This is a genomic window from Paenibacillus sp. V4I5, from assembly GCF_030817255.1.
Taxonomy (GTDB): domain Bacteria; phylum Bacillota; class Bacilli; order Paenibacillales; family NBRC-103111; genus Paenibacillus_E.
This window is the reverse complement of sequence record NZ_JAUSZB010000002.1, coordinates 365,026-390,505: the sequence shown is the minus strand read 5'-3', so window position 1 is coordinate 390,505 and position 25,480 is coordinate 365,026. Positions and strand designations below refer to the sequence as shown.

Below are 25,480 nucleotides of genomic sequence, written 5' to 3'. Positions count from 1 at the left end.
AAGTTTTCCCTCATACGGCTTTCCGATGTTCTTCAATCATGAGCATGCGGATTACAACAACGTTTTAAGCCCCATTTGTCTGGCAATATATTTAACTTCTTGAAATGAACCCATCCATCTATTTCTTTGTCTTTTCTTAGCATACCAGCGGGTTTACCTTTGCAGTATGTACCAGTCCAACTTCGCTAATTTCCTATGGCTGTAGGTCGTGTGGTAGTAATTTCTCCATCCTTGAATTTTAGGATTGAGCCATCCTACCTGTTCCTCAAAAGAGCGTGAACGTGAACTCGGTGGTGCAAGTCTTTCTTTAACCACTTCCCGTATGCGTTCTTCTGCCTTTTTCGTTAACCACTGTTGCGTTGTGAAATACACGTTGCCTTGGGATGTTTCTGCTTTTGTTTTCCGATGGTGCATGCCTAGAAAGTCGAATCCTTCGTCTCCCAGCCGCGCCTTTGTTAGCACGCACTCTTTTCCATGCTTCGCATAGAACGTCCCATCTGTGAACCTTGTCGTACAAGGAGTGGAACTTACGTTTCTTGTTTTCCTCGGCTGCATGACCTAGCTTTTCTCGGAGTTGTTGAACTTTTTCCTTTGGTGTCGTTAGCCGATTGGCATTCACTCACTCGTACCTCCTTAAAAAGCATAAACAAAGCAGGGCTCCTTCCCTCCCGAAGGTTATGTTGTCCTTCGGTTCTTTGGTACTATGAGCCCCTCGGACTCCCTTCCTACAGACGGCTCACTTCGCTTTTCGAGCTTATAGAGTGTCTCTTTACGGTTTCTAAAAAAAAATCCGTGCAGGGGAGGGTCTCCCCAGTTCACTGCATTATCTTTCATACCATGCCGATCCCTTTACACCGGAGGATTCTTCACTGCTGTTCCAAGATCTACGCAGCTTCCTTGGCCTTCGTCTATGTTCACGAGACTCAGCTTCCTCTTGTCCCTCTTGCGAGGCCTCTTTGACGATGCGGCAGGATTCACTTGATGTTACGGCCTGGTATGTTGCTCGCCCTGCCTCTGACAAGTACTTTTGTCGATGCGCTTTTACGCACAGATTTCGCCATACGCAAGCATCCTAGCTACAAGGGTGGCTTGGTCCTTCCCGTGGTTGGACTTGCACCAACTAGATAATGCGTGCCTCTGGGCACGCTGAACAAAAATAGGAGCTGCGGCGAGCAGCTCCTTCACTATCGTTCTGAGTTAGGTCAATGTTTTAATAACAAAACATGCTTAATGAAACTCTGATTATTAGATGTGGTGATTCGATTTCAAATTTAATCTTTAAACTAGTGTTATAACAGTTATTTCCGGTCGACACATGAACCGAATTGGTCGTACCGACACACCAATACCTCGATTTGTATAAAGGGTGAGAGGCTTGTCTTTCCCAACATGATACAGTCCGGATGGATATTTGACGCCATAAGGAACCGAAGACAGTGGTCCGATTAGCGGGAGCCTCACTTGACCGCCGTGGCTATGACCCGAGAGTTGCAAATGGACGGATTCTAAGGCAGCAACATCGGCAAAATCTGGTGCATGGGATAACAATAATACCCACTCGTCTTTTTTCACCATTTTCATAGCAGTCTTTAGATCAGGTACGCCCTCCCACATGTCTTCTACCCCAGCGATCCAAATGGATTGGGTGCCTTTTTGTACCCTAATACCTCTATTACGCAGGCAGTGAAAACCACCATCCTCTAGAACGCCCGCAACTGCATTAGCATTCCCATAGTAATCATGGTTGCCGAGCACTGCATAACAGCCGTATTTCGCTTTTATCGTATTTAATACATCACGAATATCTTTATTATGGTGACCGAGAGCATAATCAACTAGATCGCCAGTAAAGCACACGATGTCCGGTTGTTCCGCCTGAATCTGCTCTACTACGCTGGTTAATTGCTTTACATCTAAATGGAATCCAAAATGAAGATCGCTGAATTGCACCACACGTAGTCCCTTGAATGCTTCCGGCAGTGTAGGAAACACCAACGATACACGCTCCACTTGTAACCAGCGGGGCTCTACCAATGTGGCATACCCGTAACTCAAAGGCGGTATTGATAGTAAACCACCCATCCCCAGGACACTTTTCTTTAAAAAACCACGACGAGTCATTTTCTCAATGTTTGACATATCACTATCATATATCAAAAAGTTATAAGTTACTATTTACTAATCTCTATAGTTATCTAATTTAAACAGCCTACCGTATCCGGGTCGACAACCAAATTGTCTTATTATGAAACTCTCATTTCTCGTTAGCTTAAAGCCCAAGATAGATTATTCAACTTACTTTTTTTAGATCAAGATCTCTTTATCCATAAACAATTCCCTCTTAAAACTTAAAATTGTTGTTGATCGAACTATAATTTCCCGTTTATAAAAACCAAAACGCTAATACACCGCCCAAACCTGCAAGTGTAACTATAATCCCGCCAAAACGTGTTGACCATACATACAACTCCGATGGCTTTGTTGCATCATTAGACTTCCAACTCTCTGTAACTGTCCACACGATTGACGGCTTAAGTAACATTATTAATCCCAGAATAACAAGAAGAACGCTTATAAATCCCATATAATCTCCCCAATCGAAACAATATTAGCAGCTTTCTCATGTTAAACCTTCTTTCGACTAATTCTCATCACTCTCACATCATAGGTGTACGCCGATTTTTATTTTCTCTAACTCATCGTTCGATAACTTCTGCATTTACTAATTATTAATATATATAAGAAATAACAACAAATGTACCGATCGATTGAAGGAGTGGGTTTAGATGTCCCGAAAGTATATGCCTTTCCTTTTAACCGCATTAACTGCATTTTTGCTGTATGGTTGTCAAGGAGAATTGTCTTCCGAACTGTTAACTGCTGACCATTTATCTACAACACCAGCTGAATCACAAACGCCGGTGTCTTCTCCTATACCAACTTTACTTCCAATTTCAATTACCTCACCAGAACCTCAACCCCTACCCTTACCGCAAGAACCAATAACGATCCTGTTTGCGGGAGACGCTATGTTTGACTGGTCTGTTAAAGAAGCAATCGCCCAGTACGGCCCTGATTTTCCGTTCGTTCATGTTAAAGCAGAAGTAGAGAAAAGCGACTTCGCATTCGTCAATCTGGAAAGCGCAGTTACGCTTGAGAATGACAAAGATACCAACCAGATTTATAATTTTAAATCCAATCCGGAATCACTAATAGGGCTAAAAAATGCAGGCTTTGACATGGTTTCGGTCGCCAATAATCATTCGATGGATTTTTTACTGAAAGGTTTTCTGGATACACTTGATAACCTTGACAACGCGGGATTGCTCTATGTGGGGGGCGGTCATAATGCCAAAGAAGCATACAGTGCGAAGAGCATCGTTTTAAAAGGAAAAACGGTAAAATTCCTGGCATTCTCTCGCTTCATACCAACAGGTGATTGGTTCGCTGGTCCGAATACGCCGGGGATCGCCCAAGCCTACGACAGGATACCGGTGCTGGATGCAATAGCCCGTGAACGTGAGGACGCTGATTATGTGTTGGCTTACATCCATTGGGGGGTGGAAATGAAAAACCAACCGGAAAAGTGGCAGCGCGACTTCGCTCGCCAAATGATCGATGCTGGAGCGGATGCGATCGTTGGCAGTCATGTGCATGTGCTGCAAGGGTTTGAATTTTACAAAGGGAAGCCTATCGCTTATTCCATTGGCAATTTCCTCTTTCCTGACTATGTAAGCGGTCCGAAGGCGGATACAGGACTGCTCTACCTAACGCTGAACGGCGACCGTATCGATATGTCCTTTCACCCTTATTACATCGAGAAAAACCAGATTGTTCCTAAGGGGGATGCATATGTCAAAAAGCAGCAAACATATCTGAAGTCGATTTCCTACGGAGTGACGCTGGATGGACCGAATGTGCGAATGCAAGAAGGAATAGCAAGCCTACAAGCAAGTACTAAATAAGTTTGCTTAAGAAAGCCCAATCATTTCCAATTGTCAGATGAAGATTACGGAGATCATTGACGTGTGATCTCAAATAAAAGGCAGTGGTAGTATCCGACGGAAAATAATGTCTTATACTGCCGCTGCCCTTTTTTCAACTATCGTTTCTAGTTAATTCGATAAAAGATCACGTCTAGGCAAATGGAGTGACAAGCAATTATCATAAAGCGTATTCTGAGACATGGGAGGTTATCAATATGACATACAGGAGCAAATCAGTCAAAAGCAAATGGATTAAAACGAAATGGTTAATTAAGCATAGAAAGCTAAAAAAATACATCCCTCGTACGATGTTATTCAACAGTAAAACTCTAAATTTGATGCTGTCGTCTTTTTCTACCATATACTTTAAACCTACCGACGGTACAGGTGGAGCAGACATTATTCGGATCAAAAGAAAAGATAGTGGGTATCAAACTCAATTTAAATCAGTTAAATCGTACTACTCAAGCAGGAAAAGTTTATACATGAAGCTTCGCCGATTTTCAAAAAGAAGATCATTTTTGCTTCAGAAGGGTATACACTTGGCCACAACGAAGGGTAGACCATTTGACGTCCGTGTTATGGTACAGAAGACGACAAAAGGAAAATGGGTAAGCAGCGCAATATTCACAAAAATAGGCAGGACGGGTAAGGTCGCTACGAACTATCATCAAGGCGGAAAACTTGGTTATTTCTTTCAAACAATGGCCGGAGCAGGATATAAAAGCGCATCTATCCAAAGAAAGAAAACAGAACTAGAATGGTTGGGATCTACCGTTGGAAATCATTTCGATTGTTATAAGAACGGCTTTAGGGAGTTAGGCTTGGATGTTGCTTTAGATGCAAAAGGAAAACCTTGGATCCTCGAGGTTAACACAAAACCCCAGTTTTATCCCTTAAAACATATGAAGGATAAAAAAATGTATCATCGTATTTTATCTATTTCCAAGATGTATGGAAGGTCAAAATAAGATCATTAGGGAGCTGTGAATTTCAATTCTTTCCTTTAAATTGTATACAAAAACAGCAGTCCAATAGTCTTTGAACTGCTGTTTTTATTATATCTTGTCAACCAACGGTTTAGTTGTTCTTTCAGCGAGCGATTTGTGGTTATGAAATTAATTTTAAACCAACTGCAGCGCTTAATACCATCGCGATGAACATAATCCGCTTCCAATCACTGGATTCGCCATAGTACAGCATCCCAACGACTGCGCCGCCAACTGTACCGATCCCTGTCCAGACCGCATAAGATGTGCCCATCGGCAGGCTTTTCATCGCTAGGCTCAGAAGCGCAAAACTCATAACAATGCCTACGATGAAAATGCTAAAGGAGCGGATGGTTTTCGCTTTATTTATTTGGTTCATGCCAACGACGCCTACGATCTCGAACATCCCGGCAAACATGAGAAAAATCCAACCCATTAGACGGCAGCTCCTTTCTTATCTGGCTCTTTTGTCACAAATTTGAGCCCAAATACGCCGGATAAAAGCAGCAAAATAAGGAATACTTTAAGAAATCTGAACGGCTCTCCGAACAGCAGCATTTCCACTAATACGGTGCCGGCTGTCCCCATTCCGGTGAAGATAGCATACACAGTCCCCACAGGAAGCTTGGTAGACGCGCTAATAACTAGATGAAAAGAGATATACATCGCAATAATAGTGCCTATCCACATCATTGTCGTATCCGAATGTTTTAATCCTGTAACCCACATCACTTCAAATAAAGCGCCGACAAATATATAAACCCAATTACGATTCATGTGTATGATCCTCCTGCTGTTTTACGATTTGATGCCACGCCAATATACGAACCAGGAAGCTTCAATCCTCTTAAGCGACCGTTCAGCTCCTCCAAATAACAACTCAACAAACATGCCATCCAGTACAGCAAGAAAAGCAACTGCCGCCATTTCACTGCTGACATCTGCATGAATGATCCCGTCTGCTATCGCATGATCGAACAAAGGGATTAACATGGTTTCAAGTGTATCTAAATAATTATAGCCTTGTTTAACAATCTCATCATAGAGATGGGTAGGCGGAAAAAAGGCAACCCGCAAGAAAAATTTGGTGTTATCATCTTGTTCGTAGCAATCTTTATATTGGATAAGAAAGCCATAAAAAAGCAGATCAATCGATAGATGCTTATGGCGATCGAGATACTCGACAACAAAATTTAATTCCTTCGCTAGCACATCGTTAAACAGATCAAGAAAAAGTTCATCTTTCCCCTTGAAATGTGTATAGATGGATTGTTTTTTGATGCCTACCTCCGCAGCAATATCTGCAAGCGACGCACCTTCATATCCGTTTTTGGCAAACTGTCTGAGGGCCACCTCTTTGATCCGAGTTGCAGTCATTTGATCCATCCTTCCGAACGTTCGTCAGGAAGATTGTATCACGTTCTCCGATTTGGGGCAACCACTACTATTCTATCCGTTCAATAAAACGAGGAGCAGCTGTAACATGACAAAGATTGCCAACCACCTAGCCAGATTGGCAGGATAGCAGGCAATCTTATTTTCTTGACCCATGATGAGGTTTCTCAACCATTTATATTAACCTTGATGGCTGGTCATTGCGTTTCTATCCTCTACTTCAACAGTAACATCCATCGTTTGACCATCACGAGAGATTGTTATTTTCAGTTCGTCTCCCACGGCCGCGGCTTGCACAGTTTTTGTAATGTCTGCAGTGCTTGAAATTGCTGTGCCATTCACATCCAAAATAACGTCGTACTGACGAATGCCCGCTTCAAAAGCTGGTGTGCCTTGCTGCACCTCAGCAACTATGGCACCTTTTGTGCTGTTGATTTTTAAGTCTGCTAGCATATCATCCGAAATATTTTGTAGAGCTACACCAATGTATGGTGCTGGCTCTTTTGGAATCGTTTCGTTATTTTTCAGTTTTTCTACAACAGAACTAATCGTACTTGCGGGGATTGCAAAGCCCATTCCTTGCGCTTCAGCGTTTACAGCTGTATTGATACCGATAACTTCACCATTCAAATTCAAAAGCGGACCGCCGGAGTTACCTGGATTGATCGCTGTGTCAGTTTGCAGCAAATGTTTGTAATTTCGAGTACCCTGCTCATCGTCGATGCTAATCGTGCGCTCTTTGGCGCTTAAGACGCCCGTGGTTACGGAGTAATCAAAGTCATACGGGTTTCCGATCGCAACAAGCCAATCCCCTACTTGCGTATTGTCGGAGTTACCCATATTCAGAGCAGGGAGAGCTTTATCCCCATCAATTTTGAGTATTGCCAAGTCTAGATCATAGCTGCTTCCAAGTAGTTTTGCCGTAAAAGGTGTGTCGTAGCCCTGCACATAGACATTAATTTCGTCTGCGCCATTAATAACATGCTCATTCGTTAATATATAACCACTCGCGTCGAAAATGAAGCCGGATCCAATTCCATTTTCAATGGTGTTTCCGTTTTCAGTACCTTGCCCAAGTGTGTTTCTTCTATTCTGTCCAATATTCGTCTGTTTTACTTTGGTCTCGATTTTAACAATGGCTGGACTCGCAGCTTTTGCAATGGATGAGACACTTTTCGTCCCTGTAGGGGTTAACGATGCAGTTTGGACACCAGCAGTTGCCGAGTTAGCTGCAGCTGCGGCGACGCCTGATTGAATGGGCCCGGCATCATACCCAAACAGATTCATTTTATCCGATGTGAACATCAACCCACCGACAACAACCGCGCCAGCCATAAAAGCTGCAAACATAGATCTTAATTTACTGCTCCCCATCTTGTTTTCAACCTTTATATCATCTAAGTTAATCAATTTTTTCATATCTTCATTCATACGATTACCGCCTTTCTTGTGCGATTAATTTTATTGTTGTTGATAGATAGAAGTATAGGGCGCTAACCTGAAGTGTTACTTAAGTTTGGCTGATAGGCATATGAAAGTTAACTGAAAGTATGCTGAAGGTGTCGATTGGCGCAAAAAACCTCTTATTTAACAAGAACTGTTAAACAAGAGGTTTTTGTGTAGTTTATTCTCTCTCAAATTGAGAGAGAAAATAAGCATATTCCAACGGTCTACTATAAATTTTGCGTTCATAACACTTAAGTTTTTCGTATATATTTTTTTGGGGTTTTCCGTTAAGTTCAATAATCCATAACTTTCTTTGTTCATCTAATACAAAATCGACACTCAACTCTCCCAATGAACCTATATGAGTTTCTGCTTCTTTGGCGGCCATTATACTTATCTCATGCAGTGATCGGAGGATTTCATTAATCTTTTCGGGCGAAACTAATCGCGGAAGAATGTCAACAATATCATAAATGGTTTCACACATACTCGTGTTAAAGTACTGTTCATAAGCTACTCTACATGTAATGGTAGAAACTGTCCATTCTCCAAGAATATCTTTTTGGACAAGGACCCGGATATCAAAATACTGATGATCAAGTTGACTCATATGAATCCCTTGCTGAACCATGAATTTCTTTAGACGGAGTCCATCCAACTTTTCCTGAATGCTTTCATTTTTTCTACAAATATATCTTGGAGCCAAGCAGTGCAAAGAAATGTGAATATCACCATTATCCATTAGTTTAACCCGATACACAGACTTCCCCATAGATCCGTAAGAAGGCTTAATGTATATTAGTTTATATTTCTCTAATAGTTCTGATATATTCACTTCTTCATTATATAAAAATGTGTCTGGTACATAGGGTTTAAGATTTGACTCTTTTAATAGGTTATGAAGATCCCATTTATTAAAAAAATTGATATTGTTGAAACATTTATTTCTACCAATCGCCTTCTCTAGGCGTTCAATAGTTACTAATTTTTTGTTAAAACAGCGGTTATAGACGACATGAGGAAAAGGAAACGAACTTTGTTTCCATATGCCTTTTTTCAGGCTAAGTCCAATAATTCGTTGTTCCTTCCAACGTATATCGGCCGGTGTAAAAGCGTAAAGTTTCAGGTTTAGATTGTGATAACGTTGATAAAGCTCCAAAATTCTTTTTCTACTGATCCTATTAGTTACCATAATACCTATTAATGGGTTATTCTCCAATCTCATCACTCCCTAGCCTTCGATCTCTGTTATTATCTAATGCCAGAATAGACATAATGCTATGGGACAAGAACATAGATGAGTAGAAAATCAGCGAATTTATTACTCTATTAGCCTAAATTTCAATTGATAGGTATTTGCTGTGTGTATATTTTTAGGTTTTTAATATGATAAATTACGCTTGATAATAGGGAGATGAGACTATGGGAAGATGTAATTGTCCGCCAGGACCTCCTGGACCAGAAGGACCACGAGGGCCACAAGGACCTCCAGGACTAGAAGGACCCGAATTGCTTCAAGAACTTGGAGAAGCAATTGCAACAGCTGGACCCACTGGACTTGCAGGAGCACTTGGACCAGCTGGTCTTGCAGGACTTGTAGGAGCAATTGGTGAAGCTGGACCCGCTGGACTTGCAGGAGCACTTGGACCCGAGGGACTTGCGGGAATTGCGGGAGCACTTGGACCCGAGGGACTCGCAGGAATTGCAGGAGCAATTGGCGCAGCCGGACTGGCAGGACCAGCAGGACCAGCAGGACCAGCAGGGCCAGCGGGGCCAGCGGGGCCAGCGGGGGCGACAGGTGCGACGGGAGCTACAGGGGCAACAGGGCCACAAGGTGTACCAGGAGGTGGAGGATTAATTCCCTTTTCAACGGGTATTATCATAAGTGGTGCTACAGTAGTATCAGCTGCTCCAATTTTAATGGGTTTTGGCAGTCACACGGTTGAAGTTATTAACGCTGCTGGAGAATCAACTAGTCCACCGGAAGCAGGTGGCTTTGCTTTCCCAATTCCCTTTAATGGTACCGTTCATGATTTACAAATAAGTGCAGATTTATTGGTTGCTTCTGAGGTTTCTATAAATACTCTCGGTCTTCAATATGATTTTACAGTATTCCGTGCACCGTCATTTCCTAATAGTGGGATTGATCATGCTTCTTCACCTTACTTGACAACTCCGCTGACTAGTTCGGTTAGATTCGGGGCTCCGAATACGACCATTACACCTGGTAACCCAACCGGTTTCCGTACTGCAACGAATAAAAATGTTGGGGGAACATTGGTAGTCGCTGCGGGCGATCGTATTGGTATTCGTGTAAGGACGCTTGATGAGACTGATCCCTCGGCAGCTGATATCACCCAACTCTCATTTAGCGCTAGTCTAATGTATACTCCTTCTTAATAATCTCTAGCATTGTAATCCGCCATATGTATCATGGGTAGCATGCAAAAGGGACAGGCGAATCATAAGCTGATTCAGCTTGTCCCCTTTGGGATTACTATCCTACTAACTCGTTTTGACCTATATTAGGCCATCCACTCTGCTTATAAATGCGATTTAATAGAAAAATAACGGCACCGCTTCTATTGCCATCTAGCCAGACCGACAGTTCCAACGGGTTTATGTGAAGGAAATGTCGCTTATGTCGATGGTTACCAACAGAGGCTCCTGTGCCTTTTGCCCGTCGGCTTGTTGGGGGTAGACCCGCCGCTTTGTCGGCACTATGCTGCCGTTGACTTCGCGGTAATCGGATGCGTAATTGGCGCCGGTCGCGCCACCCATCACATTGACCGTATAGTCATGCCGACGCAATAAGCCGTCTTCCCCGAAATAAGAAATCTGCTCGCGGCTATGACTGGCGATATGGTCAGGGAATGTAATTTTTAAACGGCGCCATGTTTCGCCGTTTTCCTGCCACGGGGCCAGTTCCTCGGTAACGAAACCGGGATACGTATATAAAAAGGGGTGAGTCAGATAAAACCACATCGCATAACTGGCGAAATAAACCACATGCAGAGCCGATACCTTTATTTTATGATATCCTTTTTCTTAACGATAAATTGGAGCGCCAAGCGGGGATGAGCCAGCCCCTCCATCTACGCTAATTTCAGCACCCTGGACAAAGGAAGAGTCATCTGAGGCCAGGAACAGTGCGACTTTTGCTATCTCCTCCGGTTCACCCATGCGGTTCAGCGGAACCATACGCGAAAGAATGGGATCCATTTGTGCAATTCCTTCAGGTTGCCCCCAAATTGGCGTCCGCGTCGCTCCCGGTACGACGGTGTTCACGCGAATGCCGCGCGGTGACAATTCGGAAACCAGCACGCTCGCCATACTTGTGACCGCCCCTTTACTCGCCGCATAGGCCGACCATCCCGGGCTTCCAGCCTTAGCAAGAATCGAGCCGTTTAAGATCACCGATGCCCCCGCCTTCAGATGAGGCAAAGCGGCTTGAACAGTAAAAAAGACTCCGGTAACGTTAACCTTGAGGATCTCCTCAAAAACGGAAAGCTCTGTCCCACCTACTGGCGTTTGACCAGAAATGCCTGCATTAGCGAATACGACATCCAGACGGCCGAATTTTTCAAACGCTGCGGCCACAGCTTTTTCCGCACTAGTTGGATCGGCGGCATCAGCCTGAACAGCAATAGCGTTGGTGGTGCCAATCTCCTCCACTGCCGAGTTTAACGCGACCTGATTACGGCCGGTAATAACGACCATTGCGCCTTCTGCCACAAACAATTTTGCGGCTGCCAATCCAATACCACTGCTACCCCCAGTAATTAATGCAACTTTCCCATTCAGTTTTCCCATATTCTATTGCTCCTTTGTGATTTATAGTTTTCGTCTCTTCCATTTCTTTTTTTGAGAACGATCATTCTCAAATAAATAAATAAATTTAGTTGATCTTTAAATTTGATATTGTTGTTTCAATTATTTGCTTTAATTTCTCTCTGTCGACTGTCGTCTTCGCCAAAACCCGCAGCCCAGTAAATGCATTATTAAAATAACACGACAGCCATTCCGCATTGAGCGTTTTGTCAAGTTCGCCCGATTGTTGACCTGCCTCAATAAGCTCACGTATCAATTTCTCGATATAGGTCAAGCTCTCATTGACCCAAGCTATGGACTCAGAATCAAGTAGAGCCAACTCGCCCGCGGTATTTACCATCAGACAGCCTTTAGGAAACTCTTCCCCATCCCGTCTAATTGCCGTTTCTAACACCAGCCTAATAGTTTCCTTTGCAGAAATGGATCCATTAATAATGTGTTTAATATATTTACCTATCATTTCACTATATCGTATTAACGCCTTGATATACAAGGAATGCTTATCGCCAAAGGAGTCATACATGCTTCTCTTGTGATCCCCAAATGTGAGTCTAAGTCCATCATGGAAGTCTTCTCATAACCCTGTTCCCAGAATAACAGCATGGCTTTGAGCAACACCGCATCCTCATCAAATTCCTTGGTTCTGGCCATTCCAATGATTCCTCCTTTCGATTAGATCTTAGCATATTGAGAACGATAGGTAAAGAATTATTTATACATCATAGGCGATGTTCTTATGCATTGTTTTATCTCTCTTTAAACGTATAAGTGGATAACGATAAGTCAATACTTGGAACAACCTCTGTGAGGTAAGGAGAGAGAGTGTGAAGATGCAGTCAACAGAAAAAATCACGGGAACTCAGCTAGGCTTTTTAATAATGAATTTTATCGGTTCCACCGTCATCTTAACCATTCCTGGATGGATGGTGATGATTGCAAAGCAAAATGGTTGGATATCCTTTATTCCTTCTACTACAACAGGTTTATTAACTCTGTGGGCGCTGATTACACTCGCCAATCGTTATCCTGGTTTGACGATTATACAATACAGTTCAAAAATCTTAGGGAAATGGTTAGGGAAATGTTTGGGATTGTTTTACATTTATTTTTGGCTTAATGCTATTTCGGTTATGACCATACAGCATACCTTTTTTATTAAAACGCTTCTATTACCAAAAAGTCCGACCATAGTAGGAAGTCTGACATTATTGATCCTATGCGGCATAGCCGTTATTGCTGGGATTGAGGTCATAGGAAGATGTAATGAGTTTCTTACACCCTTGATCTTGGTTTTTTTGATTCCGATCTTGATTCTGGCGATTGGGGAAGCAGATCCCGTCCGGCTAAAGCCTTTTTTAGGAGAGGGAATACTGCCGGTATTGCAAGGAGCTATCATTCCAGCAGGAGCATTCATGAATCAAGTATTTATATTAGGATGGCTCCTTCCTTATTTGAATCAGCCGAAAAAGGCTTTCAAGGTCTCGCTGATTGCGTATTTCAGCCTTTCCATTATTGTATTTACCATTATATTACTTACGATTATGGTCCTCGGTACATTATCAGGTAAACTGACCTATTCATTTTTAAGTCTCATGCAATATATAGGTATTGAAGGTTCATTTGAACGTCTGGAGGCCATCGCTGTTGCGGTGTGGGTGTTGGGGAATTTTGTGAAGGTATGTGTATCGTTGTTTATATTATGTCTTTGTGTAAGCCAGCTTTTCGGGATCCGAAATTATCGTGATATCGTAGCTCCGCTAACACTTTTGACCATCATTGGATCGGCTTCCATTTTCAAAAGTGCCGCGGAGCTTCAAGCTTATCTTGCTTTCATTTACCCGAGTGTGGGTTTTATCACACAGAGCCTCATACCGTTGTCACTTCTCATGATAGACACTATAAAAAGAAAAGTGGACCATTCAATGCATTAAAAGCATTTTTCCGATGGGTTCAAAAATAATTTTGAACGGGAAAACTATGCTCGGTATGTCAACACGGGCAATTAATAGGGATCCGGAAATGGATGATACTCCCATTAAAACGCCGTATATCGCTGCTTCCTTGCTTTTTTGCATACTCAGCAAGGATTGGATTCTAAAAAAAGACCATACAACCAATATACATACATATCCCACGATTTGGACGATCATTTTATGATCTCCTTTTCCTTCAAATGTAATGGAGGACCTGCCATCCCGCTTCCGATTATATTTAACTTAACTGCAACGGAAACGTCTACCTCCGGAAACTTATGATCCCATTGTTCTTTCAACACTTTCCATTGTTTTGGCTTATCACGGTAAATTTCTTGGCCGAAACCCACACTATCAACTTTGTACCGCTTCTGGACTTTGGATAATGTATCCAGGACTTGTTTCTCGACCGTTTTCTCTAATGCTTTCTGTACAAGTCTAAGATTCTCTGGCAAACTGATATCCAACGGGGTATTATTTTCCCAGATAGCTCCTTCCCCTTCCAGCTGAATCTTGAATTTGATCTTATCACCACTTATCTCCGAGGTGATTTTTCGGTTTGCTTTGTCCAGAACCAACCCCACTATTCCGTCACCTTCTGGTAATCTGACGTTGATTCTACCACTCTTCATTCTACCTGTAACCCAAAGAAATCCATTTGTTTCATTCTCGTTTAGATAACCGACTAACTTGAAATCCTTGAAAATGGCAGTTCCAGCTAGCTTAAATATATGGTTTTCTTTCACTCCTTCTGATAAACCCTCAGGCATTATGACTCCCAAAATAGGACTGATCCCATCACTTGATGACGCTAAAAAAAAGTCTCGCAGTGTAACCGCCAACTCGCTTCTTAAAGCTTCCATTTCCTTGATTGCTTCGCTGGGAGCTTGTTCAAAAGGGTAATTAACTTTCAGAAGTCTCCGCCCTTCTGCCCCCTTTACAACCATCATGTAGGTTTTTAATCGTTGCTTCGATTCGTGGGTGTAAACATCGAGAATATCTTGAATCCCGTGTTTGGATAACGATTCACCTATAAAAATAACGACGCGATGTGCGGTAAACAACCTGCGCGAACTTTTTTTCTGAAGCCTATAGAACGCTTCATTAATATTCTTTCCAACAGCCGATATAACAAAAAACTTCTCTTTTTGGCTTCCTCCACTCCCTGGTCCCCCTTGAGCGGAGGCAGGGATGACAATTTGATGCGATAATAAATATTCCCCATTATCCGTTAAGTCAAATGCCGTACCCGCAATGAACGCAAGATCATTAATCTCCGTACGATCCCAACAACCGCTTGTGGTTAATATTGTGAATAGTAAGCCGATGCATAGGAATGGTTTCATTCTGAAGTTCCTTTCCTTTTCCTCGCAGATTCTGGACTTGGTTTTTGACCTGCCGGTTCACGGACCAAATTATTAGATCCTGTTGCCTGTGGACGACGAGTTTTAGCCCATATTGGCGCCTGGATGATTACATCCTTCAAATCCGTGATGGTCATCGGGGCTGCCGGAGTGAAATAAGGGACGCCGAAAGAACGAAGTGACGTGACATGTAACAAGATGCCTAAAAAACCCAGTACAATGCCATAAAGTCCAAGCGTACCCGCCAAGAATAGCATCGGAAAGCGAAGAACTCGGATTCCATTTGCAAAACTATATCGTGGAATTGTAAACGCTGCAATGCCAGTAATCGATACGATAATGACGACTGGAGCTGAAATAATTCCCGCCTGCACAGCTGCTTGGCCGATGACCAATGCCCCAACAATGCTTATCGCTTGCCCGATTTGTTTGGGTAATCGAATCCCTGCTTCCCGCAATGCCTCAAATATAATTTCCATTATTAAGGCTTCGAACACAGCCGGGAAAGGAACAGGCTCCCTAGAGGAGGCAATACTCAGAACGAGATTAGTCGGAATCATTTCCTGGTGGAAGGTCGTAATCGCAACATATAGGGGAGGAGCAAATATGGCGATACTGATGAAAAGGAATCGAATCCACCGCACAAAAGTTGCAATGGGCCAGCGAATATAGTAATCCTCGCTTGCCTGGAGTCCACTCCAGAATGTCATGGGAACAATTAATACAAATGGAGTGGTATCGACAAGAATGGCTATTTTCCCTTCCAATAGCTCTGCAGCTACAACATCTGGTCGCTCTGTACTATGCACTAGTGGAAAAGGAGAGAAAGGTGAATCCTCAATAAATCCCTCTATGTAGCCTGAATCGAGGATCCCGTCGATTTGAATCCGAGATACCCTTTTTCGAACTTCCTCAACTACAGATTCGGAAACAATACCAACTATATAACTAATGACTACTTGGGTTTGAGTAAGCTCCCCGAGCGTAATGGATTCCATTTTTAGTCGAGATGTTTTAATTCTATTTCGTATTAGACCAATATTCGTTGAAATCTTCTCGATAAATCCATCCCTAGGACCGCGAATGACAGGTTCAGATGAAGGTTCTTCAAGGCTTCGTTGTGCTGTACCGCAAACCTTGACCATCAACGCATTGCTGTCTCCTATTGTAAGAACGGCTGCATGACCCTTTAACACATGACTAACAATGTCAGTTACTTTGGATGTCATATTCGTCGTTCCTATAGAGATAATCTGGTCATCCAGAGATTCTGTTGTTTCATTTATCAAAGTATCTTGTTTTGTAAAATTAAATATCAATGGTTTCAATACATGATCGTCAATCAATTTTTCTTCAACCAGACTTTCAAGGTATATGATAAGCCAATGATTTTCTCCAGCCAGCCGAACTTTACGGAATACCATATCAGAGCTGTTTTGGAATATACGCTTAAAAATCATCTCATTTTGTTCTAAATCCGAGCTTAAGCTGGGGTTCTCTTCATCATCAGTTTGATGAGCCTCCGGCATATTTGGAAACTCAGGTTTAATGTGCATCCATTTCCTAAACCATTTCACTAAATAGACCCCCAAAAGAAAACACTGATTCAACTATTCTTCCAATTTACGTCAAAATTATTCTTAAGCTAGTTCGATGTCGAATAAAGACTTCATAACATTTATTATGTAAACAATTATCCCTTCCTGCTAGCATTTTTATTTAACGAAATTAACGATTCAATTACTGAGAAAGCTACAATTTCAAAAAAAATAACCTGCTAATCAGGTTATTTTCACCTTCTATCTCAGGTACCGCAAAAGGTTTGGTAAGGACAGTCTGATAACGCAGGCAATGTAGAGTAATCAGCCTGTTCAGGGGAGTGCGCGAAGGGTCTCGACAGAGCATCAAGAAGCCTATCCATCACGCTGTAATCACCTTGTTTTACCGCGGCTTCTAAAGCGTCTTCTACCCGGTGGTTACGGGGGATTATCGCAGGATTGCTGCTGCGCATCAGCTGATGTGAGGAGTCTTTCGTTTCCTGCTGCCTGCCTAGTCTCTCCTGCCACTGCTCCTGCCATTGAGTGAATTCCGTGGTGCCGTACAGGGCTGTCTCTTCCGGCTTATCAAAAGTTAATGCGCGGAAAGTATTGGTATAGTCCGCACTATACTTCTGCATCATCGTGAGCAGGTCTTTAATAAGAGATTCATCCTGCTGTTCTTCATGAAACATTCCCAGTTTTGCCCTCATGCCCGCGAACCAATTGCGGTGATACACCTCGGAAAAACTCGCAATCGCTCCCTCGGCTAGTTTGACTGCTTGCTCCTCGTCGTCATGAAGCAACGGAAGTAAGGTTTCAGCAAATCTGGCGAGATTCCATGCGGCAATATAGGGCTGATTACCATAGGCATAGCGGCCCTGCTTGTCAATAGAACTGAATACGGTTGCCGGATCATAGGCATCCATGAAGGCGCAAGGACCGTAATCAATGGTTTCTCCACTAATCGCCATATTGTCGGTGTTCATCACTCCATGAATAAAGCCAACGAGCTGCCATTTGGAGATGAGTACGGCCTGCCGCTTGATCACTTCCTGAAGTAAGAAAAGGTAGCGGTTCTCATCAGCAGCTTCAACTTCTGGAAAATGTCTTTGCAAGGTGTAATCAGCCAGGGCTTGGAGATCCTGGGCAGTGCCATATTTAGAAGCATACTGAAAAGTTGCGACGCGCAGATGACTGGCAGCAACGCGGGTAAGAATGGCACCGGGCTGCTCGGTTTCACGGAATATGGACTCGCCGGTTGTTACCACCGCTAGGCTGCGTGTAGTAGGAATACCAAGCGCATGCATGGCTTCACTGATGATGTATTCACGCAGCATCGGACCAAGTGCCGCTCGACCATCGCCCCCGCGGGAGTAAGGCGTCCTACCTGATCCCTTAAGCTGAATATCAACCCGCATACCTTGGGGAGTGATCTGTTCGCCAAGCAGATGAGCCCGGCCGTCCCCTAACCGGTTAAAATGCCCGAATTGATGCCCCGCATAGGCTTGGGCAAGAGGCAAAGCGCCTTCAGGAATCTGGTTGCCAGCCAGCACCGCTGCACCATCATTGCTTTGCAGTGATTGGACCGTTAACCCCAAGGATGTTGCCAACTGATCATTAAGAATAATGACCTTCGGTGAGCGAACAGGAGTTGGATTAATTCTGGTAAAAAGTGATTCCGGTAGACGAGCATAACTGTTATCGAAGTTCCATCCTGTTTCTATCTTTGTTTTTTTCTCTGTCATCATAGCTCCTTTTTCATTTGTCTTTTGTTTTTTAGTATTTCTAACCTGTTAGACTTATATTATCACAGTTAACCGCCTTCAACTGAAACGCTTTGTTAGCTCTTACTATTATGTCCCACAGTGATGACTACACTTCCCTTTTTGTGTCCTTTATCTACATATCGGTGAGCCTCGGCAGTCTGCTCCAACGGATATCGTTGATCGATGACTGATTTTATCTTACCCGCCTCATACAGTTCTTTAAGGAAGATTAGATTTTCTTTACTCTGCATTAAGCCAGCTGTCGCAAACATTGCTTTTTTGCCGCCGATCCTTGAAGTCCATAACATTTGCAGCACAATGGACAGCTTAGGGACAGTAGAAAGATAGACACCTCTCGGAGTTAGCGATGCTTTACATTGAGCAAATGAACGTTTGCCTACCGCGTCGAAAATAACATCATAGGACTGGTTGGCTTGTGTAAAATCCTCTTTGGTATAGTCTATTACCTTATCAGCTCCCAATGACCTCACCAAACTTACATTCGTAGTACTACATACTGCTGTAACTTCTGCCCCATAGAACTTGGCAAGCTGAATCGCATGAACACCTACCGATCCTGAAGCGCCATTGATCAGGACTTTTTGTCCGCTCTGTATCTTTGCCTTATCTCTAAGAAAAGTCAACGCAGTTGTTGCCCCATCGCAGACGGCTACGGCTTCTTCATAAGACATAGAGGACGATTTGATTGCTAGCGGGGCGTCTTCAGACAGACATTTGTACTCGGCATGAGAACCAGAGATCTTTGCACTTAAACCAAAAACCTGGTCGCCTACTTTATATAATTTCACATCCTTACCTACTGCCTCAATTTCCCCGGCAAGCTCAAACCCCAGTATGGGGTTTTTCGGTTTGCTAAGACCGTAAAAAAGTCTAACAATAAACGGGTCGCCTTTTCGAAAGGCGCAGTCCGCTGGCCCTACTGTTGCCGCGCATATTCTGATCCGTACTTCATTGTCCTTGGGGGTTGGCTTATCTACCTCTCTAAGCTGAAGAACATCAGGCGATCCATATTTAGTGCATACGATTGCTTTCATTTTACTCCTCCTGTACGTTAACCTTTACTAAAAGTAAAGTATTATATACACAATGTAATTTATAATATACGTCGTGTCAAGATTAATATACACTAACTTGTCACTTATTTAGCCAATCATCCAATAAAGGAAAACGATTTGCCTTTTGTTCTTCCGCTGGTCATTTTTCCAGACAAAATATCATATGGTGTTAATTGAACCATTGAACCATTCTTCGTGAGGCGGGTGAACTTAGTGTTCGAGCAGAACGATCATGGATCGAAATATTTTGAGAAAATGTTGAATATCATTGATGTCGGTGTTCATCTAATTGATAACAAGGGAATAACCATTTTTTATAATGATAAGATGGCAGAAACCGATGGTTTTAAGAGCGAACAAGTTGTTGGAAAGAACTTCTTCGACCTTTTTCCTTCCCTAACGAATGAAACGAGCACCTTCATTAAAGTTCTACAGACAGGCATAGAAATAAGAGAAAAAATTCAAACATACGTAAGTGTAACCGGGAAACGGATCACTACCATTAACAGTACGTATCCTCTTTTGGAAAATGGTGAAATCATTGGTGCTTTAGAAGTGGCTAAGGATATAACAAGCATTGTTCATCTCCACGACCAAATCCTTGATCTCAGGCATCAAATCTACGAATCACCGTCAAAAGATAAGAAAAACGCCAGCTCCGCTCGTTACCATTTCAGTGATTTAATTGGCAAAAACGAGACCTTCCTACAAACAGTCTCCTTCGCCAAGAAGGCTTCACGTACTAGCTCTCCTGTTTTGATATCCGGACCAACCGGTACCGGTAAAGAATTGTTTGCCCAGAGCATACACAACGCAGGAGCCCGCCGAAACCGTCTATTTATTGCCCAAAATTGTGCGGCAGTCCCCAACGAGCTTATGGAAGGTATTATGTTCGGAACTGCGAGAGGCGCGTTTACTGGCGCTATTGACCGTGCTGGATTATTTGAGCAAGCTAGCGGCGGAACTCTTTTTCTGGATGAGTTAAACAGTTTGGATTTATTTTTGCAGGCCAAACTATTGCGGGTACTTCAAGACGGGATTGTTCGCCGAGTCGGGGGAACCCAGGAACAGCATGTCGATGTCCGCATCATTACCGCCATGAATATAGATCCGAAGGAAGCATTAGACAAAGGATTGCTGCGCAGCGATCTCTTCTATCGGCTAAATGTCGTGAGTCTGTACCTTCCTCCTCTTGTGCAAAGAAAAGAAGATATTCCTCTCCTCACCCACCACTTTATTGATACATTTAATCACATATTCGGCATGAAAATAACAGGCATTACGCCAGCTGCAATGAATAGCTTAATGAACTACCATTGGCCCGGCAATATACGAGAATTAAGCCATGCTATTGAATCCACATACAATATGATGGAGCTGGAATGTGAAATCATTGAAGAAAATCACCTTCCCGCTTACTTCTTAGGGAATCATATAAAAACAGCCTCTCTCTCTCTTCAATCCGCTCCGTGGGGTGACCAAATGACAACTAACTCTGCCGGTAGATTGACTGATAAAATGAAGCAAATGGAAAAGGAAACCATCACTGATGCACTGGAAAATCATCAATATAACATCACGCACACCGCACAAGCACTAGGAATCAAGCGCCAAGCTTTACAATATAAACTGAGCCGCTACGGCATCGTCAAAAAGCCATAAACATTATCAGATCAATCAGTTCAAGACTCCGACAGGAGTCTTTTTTGCATTTCTGTTTGCGTGGAAATGTTGGCACGCTTTTTGCATCTTACTACTTATGAGAAGGCATCATTACTGGAGGTGCAATAATGGAACGACGTGACTGGAAGCAAGTTGAGCTATGGAAAAACGTAACGGATGAGCAGTGGAATGATTGGCTTTGGCAGCTGACACATACCATTCGTACTTTGGAAGATCTGAAGAAAGTAGTGAATTTAACACCCGAGGAAGAAGAGGGGGTTCGGATTTCAACGCAAACCATTCCATTAAATATTACCCCCTATTACGCATCATTGATGAATCCAGATGACCCGAGATGCCCGATTCGCATGCAATCTGTTCCCATTTCCGCCGAATTATTGAAAACAAAGTATGATCTCGAGGATCCCCTCTATGAGGACGAAGACTCCCCTACCCCTGGGTTAACACATCGTTATCCTGACAGGGTTCTATTTCTAGTAACGAATCAATGCTCGATGTACTGCAGATACTGCACTCGCCGCCGTTTCTCCGGTCAGGTGGGCATGGGGGTTCCCAAAAAACAATTGGATGATGCGATTGCTTATATTCGAAATACACCAGAGGTGCGCGACGTTCTGCTTTCTGGCGGGGATGGACTATTAATTAACGACAATATTTTGGAGTATATTTTGAAAAATTTGCGGGCGATTCCCCATGTTGAGATCATTCGTATCGGTACGAGAGCTCCAGTTGTTTTCCCGCAGCGGATCACGGAGCATTTATGCAGCATTATCAAAAAATATCATCCGGTTTGGCTGAATACCCATTTTAATCATCCTTTGGAAATGACGGACGAAGCGAAAAAGTCCTGCGAAATGCTAGCGAATGCCGGTGTACCTTTAGGCAATCAGTCGGTGATTCTGGCTGGTATCAACGACAGTACCTATATTATGAAGAAGCTTATGCATGATCTAGTGAAAATTCGTGTTCGTCCTTACTATATTTATCAATGCGATTTATCTGAAGGGATCGGTCATTTCCGGGCACCCGTTTCCAAAGGTCTTGAAATTATCGAATCGCTTCGCGGCCACACCTCCGGGTATGCGGTACCTACCTTCGTCGTTGACGCTCCAGGAGGAGGCGGGAAAATCGCACTTCAGCCTAACTATTTGATCTCACAAAGCCAAGATAAGGTCATTCTGCGTAATTACGAAGGTGTCATCGTCGGTTACCCCGAGCCGAAAAACTATGTACCGGGCCGTGCAGACGAATATTTCAATGAAATATTCGGTATCGAGAAACAGCCGGAAAGCACTGGAATTATTGCTCTCATGAAAGATGAAAAATTTACACTAGTGCCAGAAAATTTGCACCGGATCGGCAGAAGAAAAATTTACCAAGATACACCAGAGCACGCGTCGTTGAAGGATCGTCGGCCAAAGAGAGATGAAATGAAAGACAAATTGATGAAAGCTCAGCAGAGGGTTAATAAGGAGGATAATGAAAGTATTGCGAATACAGAAAGCCCAGAATCTTAAATGTCAAAAAGACCTCGCCTACGCCAAACATCATTTGCGTGGATGAGGTCTTTTCCCATGTGTCGCCTACTTTTTAAAACAAATCAATTTCTGCTCCGTCAATTCCTGAATGGTATACTTCACACCTTCACGCCCAGTCCCGCTTTCCTTAACGCCTCCATACGGCATGTGGTCCACACGGAAGGTGGGAATATCATTAATCATGACGCCGCCTACCTCTAAAGCTTCAGCAGCGGCAAAGGCCGTTCGGATATTTTCTGTATAAATACCCGCTTGAAGTCCATATTTGGAGTCATTAACCAATCGTATGGCTTCCTCTATCGTGGAAACTTTATTGATCATCACAATCGGGGCAAAAACTTCTTGGCAAGATATTTTAGATGAAGAATCAACATGAAGCAATACTGTAGGTTGGACGATATTACCGTCTTTCCTATTACCGGTCGCGACTGTAGCGCCAAGCTTCTCAGCTTCTGCGATCCATTGCAAAGAACGCTCAGAGTCGCGAAGACCGATTAAAGCCGAAACATCCGTAGCGGGATCCAAAGGATCACCTAAATGAAGCGTCTCTGTCTGTATGACGAATTTACTGACGAATTCATCAAAAAGCTGCTCATGAACATAAATGCGCTGTAGCGAAATGCAAACCTGACCTGCATAGGAAAATGCGCCTGTGACCGCTCTTGCGATCATGGCATCCACATCAACCCCTTGATCCACAATGAGAGCGGAATTGGACCCTAATTCTAAAATCACCTTTTTCAAGCCTGCTTTGTTGCGGATTGCGATCCCAACCTCCGGACTTCCAGTGAAAGTCACGGCCTTTATTCTATCATCTCTCACTAGACAGTCCCCAATCACGCTTCCACTGCCAGTAACTACGTTTAGAGCACCTGCCGGAAGACCCGCCTGCTGCAAAAGCTCTGCTAAAAACAAAGCGGATAAAGGCGTTTGGCCGGCTGGTTTCAATACGATGGTGTTGCCCGCAGCGATGGCTGGGCCTACCTTGTGTGCAACCAGATTCATCGGAAAATTGAATGGTGTGATGGCCGCAACAACCCCCAAGGGCTGGCGGATCGTGTACGCTACGCGGTCCTCTCCCCCCGGGGCAGCATCCATAGGGATCGTTTCACCGTGGATCCGCTTCGCCTCTTCTGCGGCAAATTTGTAGGTTGCGATTGTTCTCTCTACCTCAAGCCTCGCCGTTTTTAACGGTTTAGCTGCTTCTAGCGCAATCAGACGGGCGCACTCTTCCGACTTCTCTCGGATTAAAGTAGCCAGCTTCTCTAAAATCGAGGCCCGTTCATGCGCCGGCATACTCGCCATTATAGGCCTGGCTCTTTCAGCAGCCTCAATCGCACGCTCAACTTCGGCTGCTCCTGCATACGCGACCTCAGCGATTTGTTCACCGCTGTAGGGAGAGAATAAAGGACGATACTCGCTTGCTTCCACCCATTTCCCGTCGATGAATAGATGCTTCCTCATGCTGCGCCCCCTTCCTTGTTAGCGTTTTGCTTAAGAAAACTGACATCGTAAGCATAGGCTTATGAAGGAATATTCTTACTAATACACGCCTTAACAGCCTGCTCCAGAACATCCAATCCCTCAGCAAGCTGCTCATCCGTGATGACCAGCGGACTTAGAATACGAATCACATTGCTGTATAGACCAGCCCCCATCACGATGACCCCGTGTTGATGCGCCTCCTTTAAAATCTGAGTCGTTAGCTCTTTATCTGGTATTTTCGTCACCGGATCCTTCACCAACTCAATCGCACTCATCGCGCCCAACGTTCGTACGTCGCCAATGCAACCAACTTCCTGCTGCAGCCGGAGAAACCGTTCGCTAACCGCTGCCCCAATCGATACAGCCCGTTCAGCCAGCCGATCCTCCTCTAGCATTTCAATTACTTTTAATGCAGCTACACAGCCAAGCGGGCTGCCTCCATAAGTACCCCCGATTTCACCGATATCGGGTGCATCCATGATCTCCGCCCGTCCGGTCACGGCACTAATTGGGAGCCCGGCGGCAATCGATTTGGACATTGTCATCAGATCCGGCACAACTCCGTAGTGCTCCATCGCAAAGTTCTTCCCTGTCCGTCCGAATCCAGTCTGCACTTCATCGGCAATTAGCAGAATACCGTATTTCTCGCACAACACCTTCACACCTTGAATAAACCGGAGGGATGGTATGACAAAGCCTCCTTCTCCTTGAACCGGCTCCATAATGATAGCAGCAACCTCATCACCAGGGACTTCCGACAAGAAGAAGTCCTCGAATTTCTGCAATATTTGATCATCCACCTCATCCGGTAACATCCCTAAAGGGGCACGATAGTAGTAAGGATAGGGCATTTTGTACGTATCAGGAGCGAAAGGGCCAAAGCCGTTCTTATAAGGCTTTACCTTGCTGGTTAAAGACATAGCCATATAGGTTCTGCCGTGAAAGCCGCGTTCAAAGGAAATCACGGCTCTTCGCCCCGTATATTTACGTGCAATTTTCACCGCATTTTCAACAGCCTCTGCACCGCTGTTCAAGAAGAACGTTTTCTTCTTATGATCCCCTGGGGTCAACGCATTGAGCTTCTCAGCCAATGCCACGTATGGCTCATACATCATGACGTGAAAGCAGGGATGCAGATACTGATCCAGCTGGGACTTCAGCGCTTCCACGACTTTAGGCGGACAATGCCCGACATTTAAGGAACCTATCGCCCCCGCAAAATCGATAAAGGTATTCCCGTCAACATCCGTGAACAGCGCCCCCTCCCCTTTAGCCGCAAAGGTAGGAACTGTATGGAAAGGACCTCTCGGGATATTCGCCATGCGCCGCTCTAGCAGAAGCTGAGCCTGAGGACCCGGGATCGCCGTCTTCATATCAATATATTTCGTAAGTCTTGGGTTCCGATCCATC

The 25,480-nt window shown here is 43.8% G+C and carries 25 protein-coding genes; 6 read left to right on the top strand and 19 right to left on the bottom strand.

Annotation, left to right across the window (positions count from 1 at the left end):
• Window positions 1–153: 153 nt before the first annotated feature.
• The 4 genes from QFZ78_RS03720 to QFZ78_RS38355 form a co-directional block, all read right to left on the bottom strand.
• Window positions 154–414, bottom strand: a complete 261-nt coding sequence (locus tag QFZ78_RS03720; protein ID WP_307555471.1) for a group II intron maturase-specific domain-containing protein — start codon at window positions 412–414, stop codon at window positions 154–156.
• Entirely contained in the window at window positions 308–619 is a 312-nt protein-coding gene (locus QFZ78_RS03715) for a hypothetical protein (RefSeq protein WP_307556119.1), read from the bottom strand. The genes QFZ78_RS03720 and QFZ78_RS03715 overlap by 107 nt, the downstream gene beginning before the upstream one ends.
• Window positions 620–1,278: 659 nt before the next feature.
• Window positions 1,279–2,082, bottom strand: coding sequence for a metallophosphoesterase (locus QFZ78_RS03710; protein WP_307545476.1), 804 nt, complete (start codon window positions 2,080–2,082; stop codon window positions 1,279–1,281).
• Between the two features lie 301 nt (window positions 2,083–2,383).
• A complete protein-coding gene (locus tag QFZ78_RS38355) occupies window positions 2,384–2,584 on the bottom strand; it encodes a DUF6199 family natural product biosynthesis protein (protein ID WP_373460103.1) in 201 nt (66 codons plus the stop codon).
• Between the two features lie 202 nt (window positions 2,585–2,786).
• Between QFZ78_RS38355 and QFZ78_RS03705 the strand changes: the two genes are divergently transcribed.
• Both QFZ78_RS03705 and QFZ78_RS03700 read left to right on the top strand, forming a co-directional pair.
• Complete coding sequence (locus QFZ78_RS03705) at window positions 2,787–3,965, top strand: CapA family protein (RefSeq protein ID WP_307545474.1); 1,179 nt, start codon at window positions 2,787–2,789, stop codon at window positions 3,963–3,965.
• Window positions 3,966–4,201: 236 nt separating this feature from the next.
• Window positions 4,202–4,957, top strand: a complete 756-nt coding sequence (locus QFZ78_RS03700; protein WP_307545472.1) for a YheC/YheD family protein — start codon at window positions 4,202–4,204, stop codon at window positions 4,955–4,957.
• 139 nt (window positions 4,958–5,096) lie between these two features.
• Here QFZ78_RS03700 and QFZ78_RS03695 read toward each other — a convergent pair whose 3' ends face one another.
• The 5 genes from QFZ78_RS03695 to QFZ78_RS03675 all read right to left on the bottom strand — a co-directional run bounded on the left by QFZ78_RS03695 (window position 5,097) and on the right by QFZ78_RS03675 (window position 9,041).
• Entirely contained in the window at window positions 5,097–5,411 is a 315-nt protein-coding gene (locus QFZ78_RS03695) for a DMT family transporter (RefSeq protein WP_307545470.1), read from the bottom strand.
• Window positions 5,411–5,752, bottom strand: a complete 342-nt coding sequence (locus tag QFZ78_RS03690; protein ID WP_307545467.1) for a DMT family transporter — start codon at window positions 5,750–5,752, stop codon at window positions 5,411–5,413. Before QFZ78_RS03690 ends, QFZ78_RS03695 begins: the two co-directional genes overlap by 1 nt.
• 21 nt (window positions 5,753–5,773) lie before the next feature.
• The gene (locus QFZ78_RS03685; protein ID WP_307545465.1) at window positions 5,774–6,352 is read right to left on the bottom strand and encodes a TetR/AcrR family transcriptional regulator; all 579 of its coding nucleotides are present in this window, start codon (window positions 6,350–6,352) and stop codon (window positions 5,774–5,776) included.
• Between the two features lie 198 nt (window positions 6,353–6,550).
• Complete coding sequence (locus tag QFZ78_RS03680) at window positions 6,551–7,801, bottom strand: S1C family serine protease (protein ID WP_307545463.1); 1,251 nt, start codon at window positions 7,799–7,801, stop codon at window positions 6,551–6,553.
• Between the two features lie 193 nt (window positions 7,802–7,994).
• A complete protein-coding gene (locus QFZ78_RS03675) occupies window positions 7,995–9,041 on the bottom strand; it encodes a YheC/YheD family endospore coat-associated protein (RefSeq protein WP_307555469.1) in 1,047 nt (348 codons plus the stop codon).
• Between the two features lie 197 nt (window positions 9,042–9,238).
• Between QFZ78_RS03675 and QFZ78_RS03670 the strand changes: the two genes are divergently transcribed.
• Complete coding sequence (locus QFZ78_RS03670) at window positions 9,239–10,216, top strand: collagen-like triple helix repeat-containing protein (protein WP_307545459.1); 978 nt, start codon at window positions 9,239–9,241, stop codon at window positions 10,214–10,216.
• Between the two features lie 219 nt (window positions 10,217–10,435).
• Here the strand turns inward: QFZ78_RS03670 and QFZ78_RS03665 are convergent, their stop codons facing one another.
• The 4 genes from QFZ78_RS03665 to QFZ78_RS03650 all read right to left on the bottom strand — a co-directional run bounded on the left by QFZ78_RS03665 (window position 10,436) and on the right by QFZ78_RS03650 (window position 12,298).
• Window positions 10,436–10,825 (bottom strand): hypothetical protein, encoded by a 390-nt coding sequence (locus QFZ78_RS03665; RefSeq protein ID WP_307545457.1) that lies wholly within the window; start codon window positions 10,823–10,825, stop codon window positions 10,436–10,438.
• Between the two features lie 39 nt (window positions 10,826–10,864).
• Entirely contained in the window at window positions 10,865–11,629 is a 765-nt protein-coding gene (locus QFZ78_RS03660; protein ID WP_307545455.1) for an SDR family NAD(P)-dependent oxidoreductase, read from the bottom strand.
• Between the two features lie 85 nt (window positions 11,630–11,714).
• Window positions 11,715–12,041 carry a TetR family transcriptional regulator C-terminal domain-containing protein gene (locus QFZ78_RS03655; RefSeq protein WP_307545452.1) on the bottom strand — a complete coding sequence of 109 codons (327 nt, stop codon included), beginning with the start codon at window positions 12,039–12,041 and terminating at the stop codon, window positions 11,715–11,717.
• Window positions 12,042–12,121: 80 nt separating this feature from the next.
• A complete protein-coding gene (locus QFZ78_RS03650; protein WP_307545451.1) occupies window positions 12,122–12,298 on the bottom strand; it encodes a hypothetical protein in 177 nt (58 codons plus the stop codon).
• A gap of 179 nt (window positions 12,299–12,477) precedes the next feature.
• Between QFZ78_RS03650 and QFZ78_RS03645 the strand changes: the two genes are divergently transcribed.
• A complete protein-coding gene (locus tag QFZ78_RS03645; protein ID WP_307545449.1) occupies window positions 12,478–13,578 on the top strand; it encodes a GerAB/ArcD/ProY family transporter in 1,101 nt (366 codons plus the stop codon).
• 215 nt (window positions 13,579–13,793) lie between these two features.
• Here QFZ78_RS03645 and QFZ78_RS03640 read toward each other — a convergent pair whose 3' ends face one another.
• The 4 genes from QFZ78_RS03640 to QFZ78_RS03625 form a co-directional block, all read right to left on the bottom strand.
• Window positions 13,794–14,966 (bottom strand): Ger(x)C family spore germination protein, encoded by a 1,173-nt coding sequence (locus QFZ78_RS03640; protein WP_307545447.1) that lies wholly within the window; start codon window positions 14,964–14,966, stop codon window positions 13,794–13,796.
• On the bottom strand, window positions 14,963–16,561 hold the full coding sequence (locus QFZ78_RS03635; RefSeq protein ID WP_307545445.1) for a spore germination protein: 1,599 nt from the start codon (window positions 16,559–16,561) through the stop codon (window positions 14,963–14,965). The genes QFZ78_RS03640 and QFZ78_RS03635 overlap by 4 nt, the downstream gene beginning before the upstream one ends.
• Before the next feature lie 227 nt (window positions 16,562–16,788).
• The gene (locus QFZ78_RS03630; RefSeq protein ID WP_307555467.1) at window positions 16,789–18,267 is read right to left on the bottom strand and encodes a protein adenylyltransferase SelO; all 1,479 of its coding nucleotides are present in this window, start codon (window positions 18,265–18,267) and stop codon (window positions 16,789–16,791) included.
• 95 nt (window positions 18,268–18,362) lie between these two features.
• Window positions 18,363–19,343, bottom strand: a complete 981-nt coding sequence (locus QFZ78_RS03625; protein WP_307545443.1) for an NAD(P)-dependent alcohol dehydrogenase — start codon at window positions 19,341–19,343, stop codon at window positions 18,363–18,365.
• Between the two features lie 276 nt (window positions 19,344–19,619).
• On the opposite strand from QFZ78_RS03625, the gene QFZ78_RS03620 reads away from it, so the two are divergent.
• Complete coding sequence (locus tag QFZ78_RS03620; RefSeq protein WP_373460104.1) at window positions 19,620–21,026, top strand: sigma-54 interaction domain-containing protein; 1,407 nt, start codon at window positions 19,620–19,622, stop codon at window positions 21,024–21,026.
• A 128-nt stretch (window positions 21,027–21,154) separates the two neighbouring features.
• Window positions 21,155–22,564, top strand: coding sequence for a lysine 2,3-aminomutase (gene kamA / locus QFZ78_RS03615; RefSeq protein ID WP_307545440.1), 1,410 nt, complete (start codon window positions 21,155–21,157; stop codon window positions 22,562–22,564).
• A gap of 66 nt (window positions 22,565–22,630) precedes the next feature.
• On the opposite strand, the gene QFZ78_RS03610 is transcribed toward kamA, so the two are convergent.
• Window positions 22,631–24,049, bottom strand: coding sequence for an aldehyde dehydrogenase family protein (locus tag QFZ78_RS03610; protein ID WP_307545438.1), 1,419 nt, complete (start codon window positions 24,047–24,049; stop codon window positions 22,631–22,633).
• 59 nt (window positions 24,050–24,108) lie between these two features.
• Window positions 24,109–25,479, bottom strand: a complete 1,371-nt coding sequence (gabT, locus tag QFZ78_RS03605; protein ID WP_307545436.1) for a 4-aminobutyrate--2-oxoglutarate transaminase — start codon at window positions 25,477–25,479, stop codon at window positions 24,109–24,111.
• Window position 25,480: the final 1 nt, after the last annotated feature.

Bases quoted from the DNA above. Each gene is read 5' to 3' on its own strand.
- kamA (WP_307545440.1), top strand. From the start codon at position 21,155: ATGGAACGACGTGACTGGAAGCAAGTTGAGCTATGGAAAAACGTAACG.
- QFZ78_RS03645 (WP_307545449.1), top strand. From the start codon at position 12,478: ATGCAGTCAACAGAAAAAATCACGGGAACTCAGCTAGGCTTTTTAATA.
- QFZ78_RS03620 (WP_373460104.1), top strand. From the start codon at position 19,620: ATGTTGAATATCATTGATGTCGGTGTTCATCTAATTGATAACAAGGGA.
- QFZ78_RS03630 (WP_307555467.1), bottom strand. From the start codon at position 18,267: ATGACAGAGAAAAAAACAAAGATAGAAACAGGATGGAACTTCGATAAC.
- QFZ78_RS03650 (WP_307545451.1), bottom strand. From the start codon at position 12,298: ATGGCCAGAACCAAGGAATTTGATGAGGATGCGGTGTTGCTCAAAGCC.
- QFZ78_RS38355 (WP_373460103.1), bottom strand. From the start codon at position 2,584: ATGGGATTTATAAGCGTTCTTCTTGTTATTCTGGGATTAATAATGTTA.
- QFZ78_RS03700 (WP_307545472.1), top strand. From the start codon at position 4,202: ATGACATACAGGAGCAAATCAGTCAAAAGCAAATGGATTAAAACGAAA.
- QFZ78_RS03675 (WP_307555469.1), bottom strand. From the start codon at position 9,041: ATGAGATTGGAGAATAACCCATTAATAGGTATTATGGTAACTAATAGG.
- QFZ78_RS03720 (WP_307555471.1), bottom strand. From the start codon at position 414: ATGCACCATCGGAAAACAAAAGCAGAAACATCCCAAGGCAACGTGTAT.
- QFZ78_RS03685 (WP_307545465.1), bottom strand. From the start codon at position 6,352: ATGACTGCAACTCGGATCAAAGAGGTGGCCCTCAGACAGTTTGCCAAA.
- QFZ78_RS03690 (WP_307545467.1), bottom strand. From the start codon at position 5,752: ATGAATCGTAATTGGGTTTATATATTTGTCGGCGCTTTATTTGAAGTG.
- QFZ78_RS03660 (WP_307545455.1), bottom strand. From the start codon at position 11,629: ATGGGAAAACTGAATGGGAAAGTTGCATTAATTACTGGGGGTAGCAGT.
- QFZ78_RS03640 (WP_307545447.1), bottom strand. From the start codon at position 14,966: ATGAAACCATTCCTATGCATCGGCTTACTATTCACAATATTAACCACA.
- QFZ78_RS03705 (WP_307545474.1), top strand. From the start codon at position 2,787: ATGTCCCGAAAGTATATGCCTTTCCTTTTAACCGCATTAACTGCATTT.
- QFZ78_RS03610 (WP_307545438.1), bottom strand. From the start codon at position 24,049: ATGAGGAAGCATCTATTCATCGACGGGAAATGGGTGGAAGCAAGCGAG.
- QFZ78_RS03695 (WP_307545470.1), bottom strand. From the start codon at position 5,411: ATGGGTTGGATTTTTCTCATGTTTGCCGGGATGTTCGAGATCGTAGGC.
- QFZ78_RS03670 (WP_307545459.1), top strand. From the start codon at position 9,239: ATGGGAAGATGTAATTGTCCGCCAGGACCTCCTGGACCAGAAGGACCA.
- QFZ78_RS03710 (WP_307545476.1), bottom strand. From the start codon at position 2,082: ATGGGTGGTTTACTATCAATACCGCCTTTGAGTTACGGGTATGCCACA.
- QFZ78_RS03625 (WP_307545443.1), bottom strand. From the start codon at position 19,343: ATGAAAGCAATCGTATGCACTAAATATGGATCGCCTGATGTTCTTCAG.
- gabT (WP_307545436.1), bottom strand. From the start codon at position 25,479: ATGGATCGGAACCCAAGACTTACGAAATATATTGATATGAAGACGGCG.
- QFZ78_RS03680 (WP_307545463.1), bottom strand. From the start codon at position 7,801: ATGAATGAAGATATGAAAAAATTGATTAACTTAGATGATATAAAGGTT.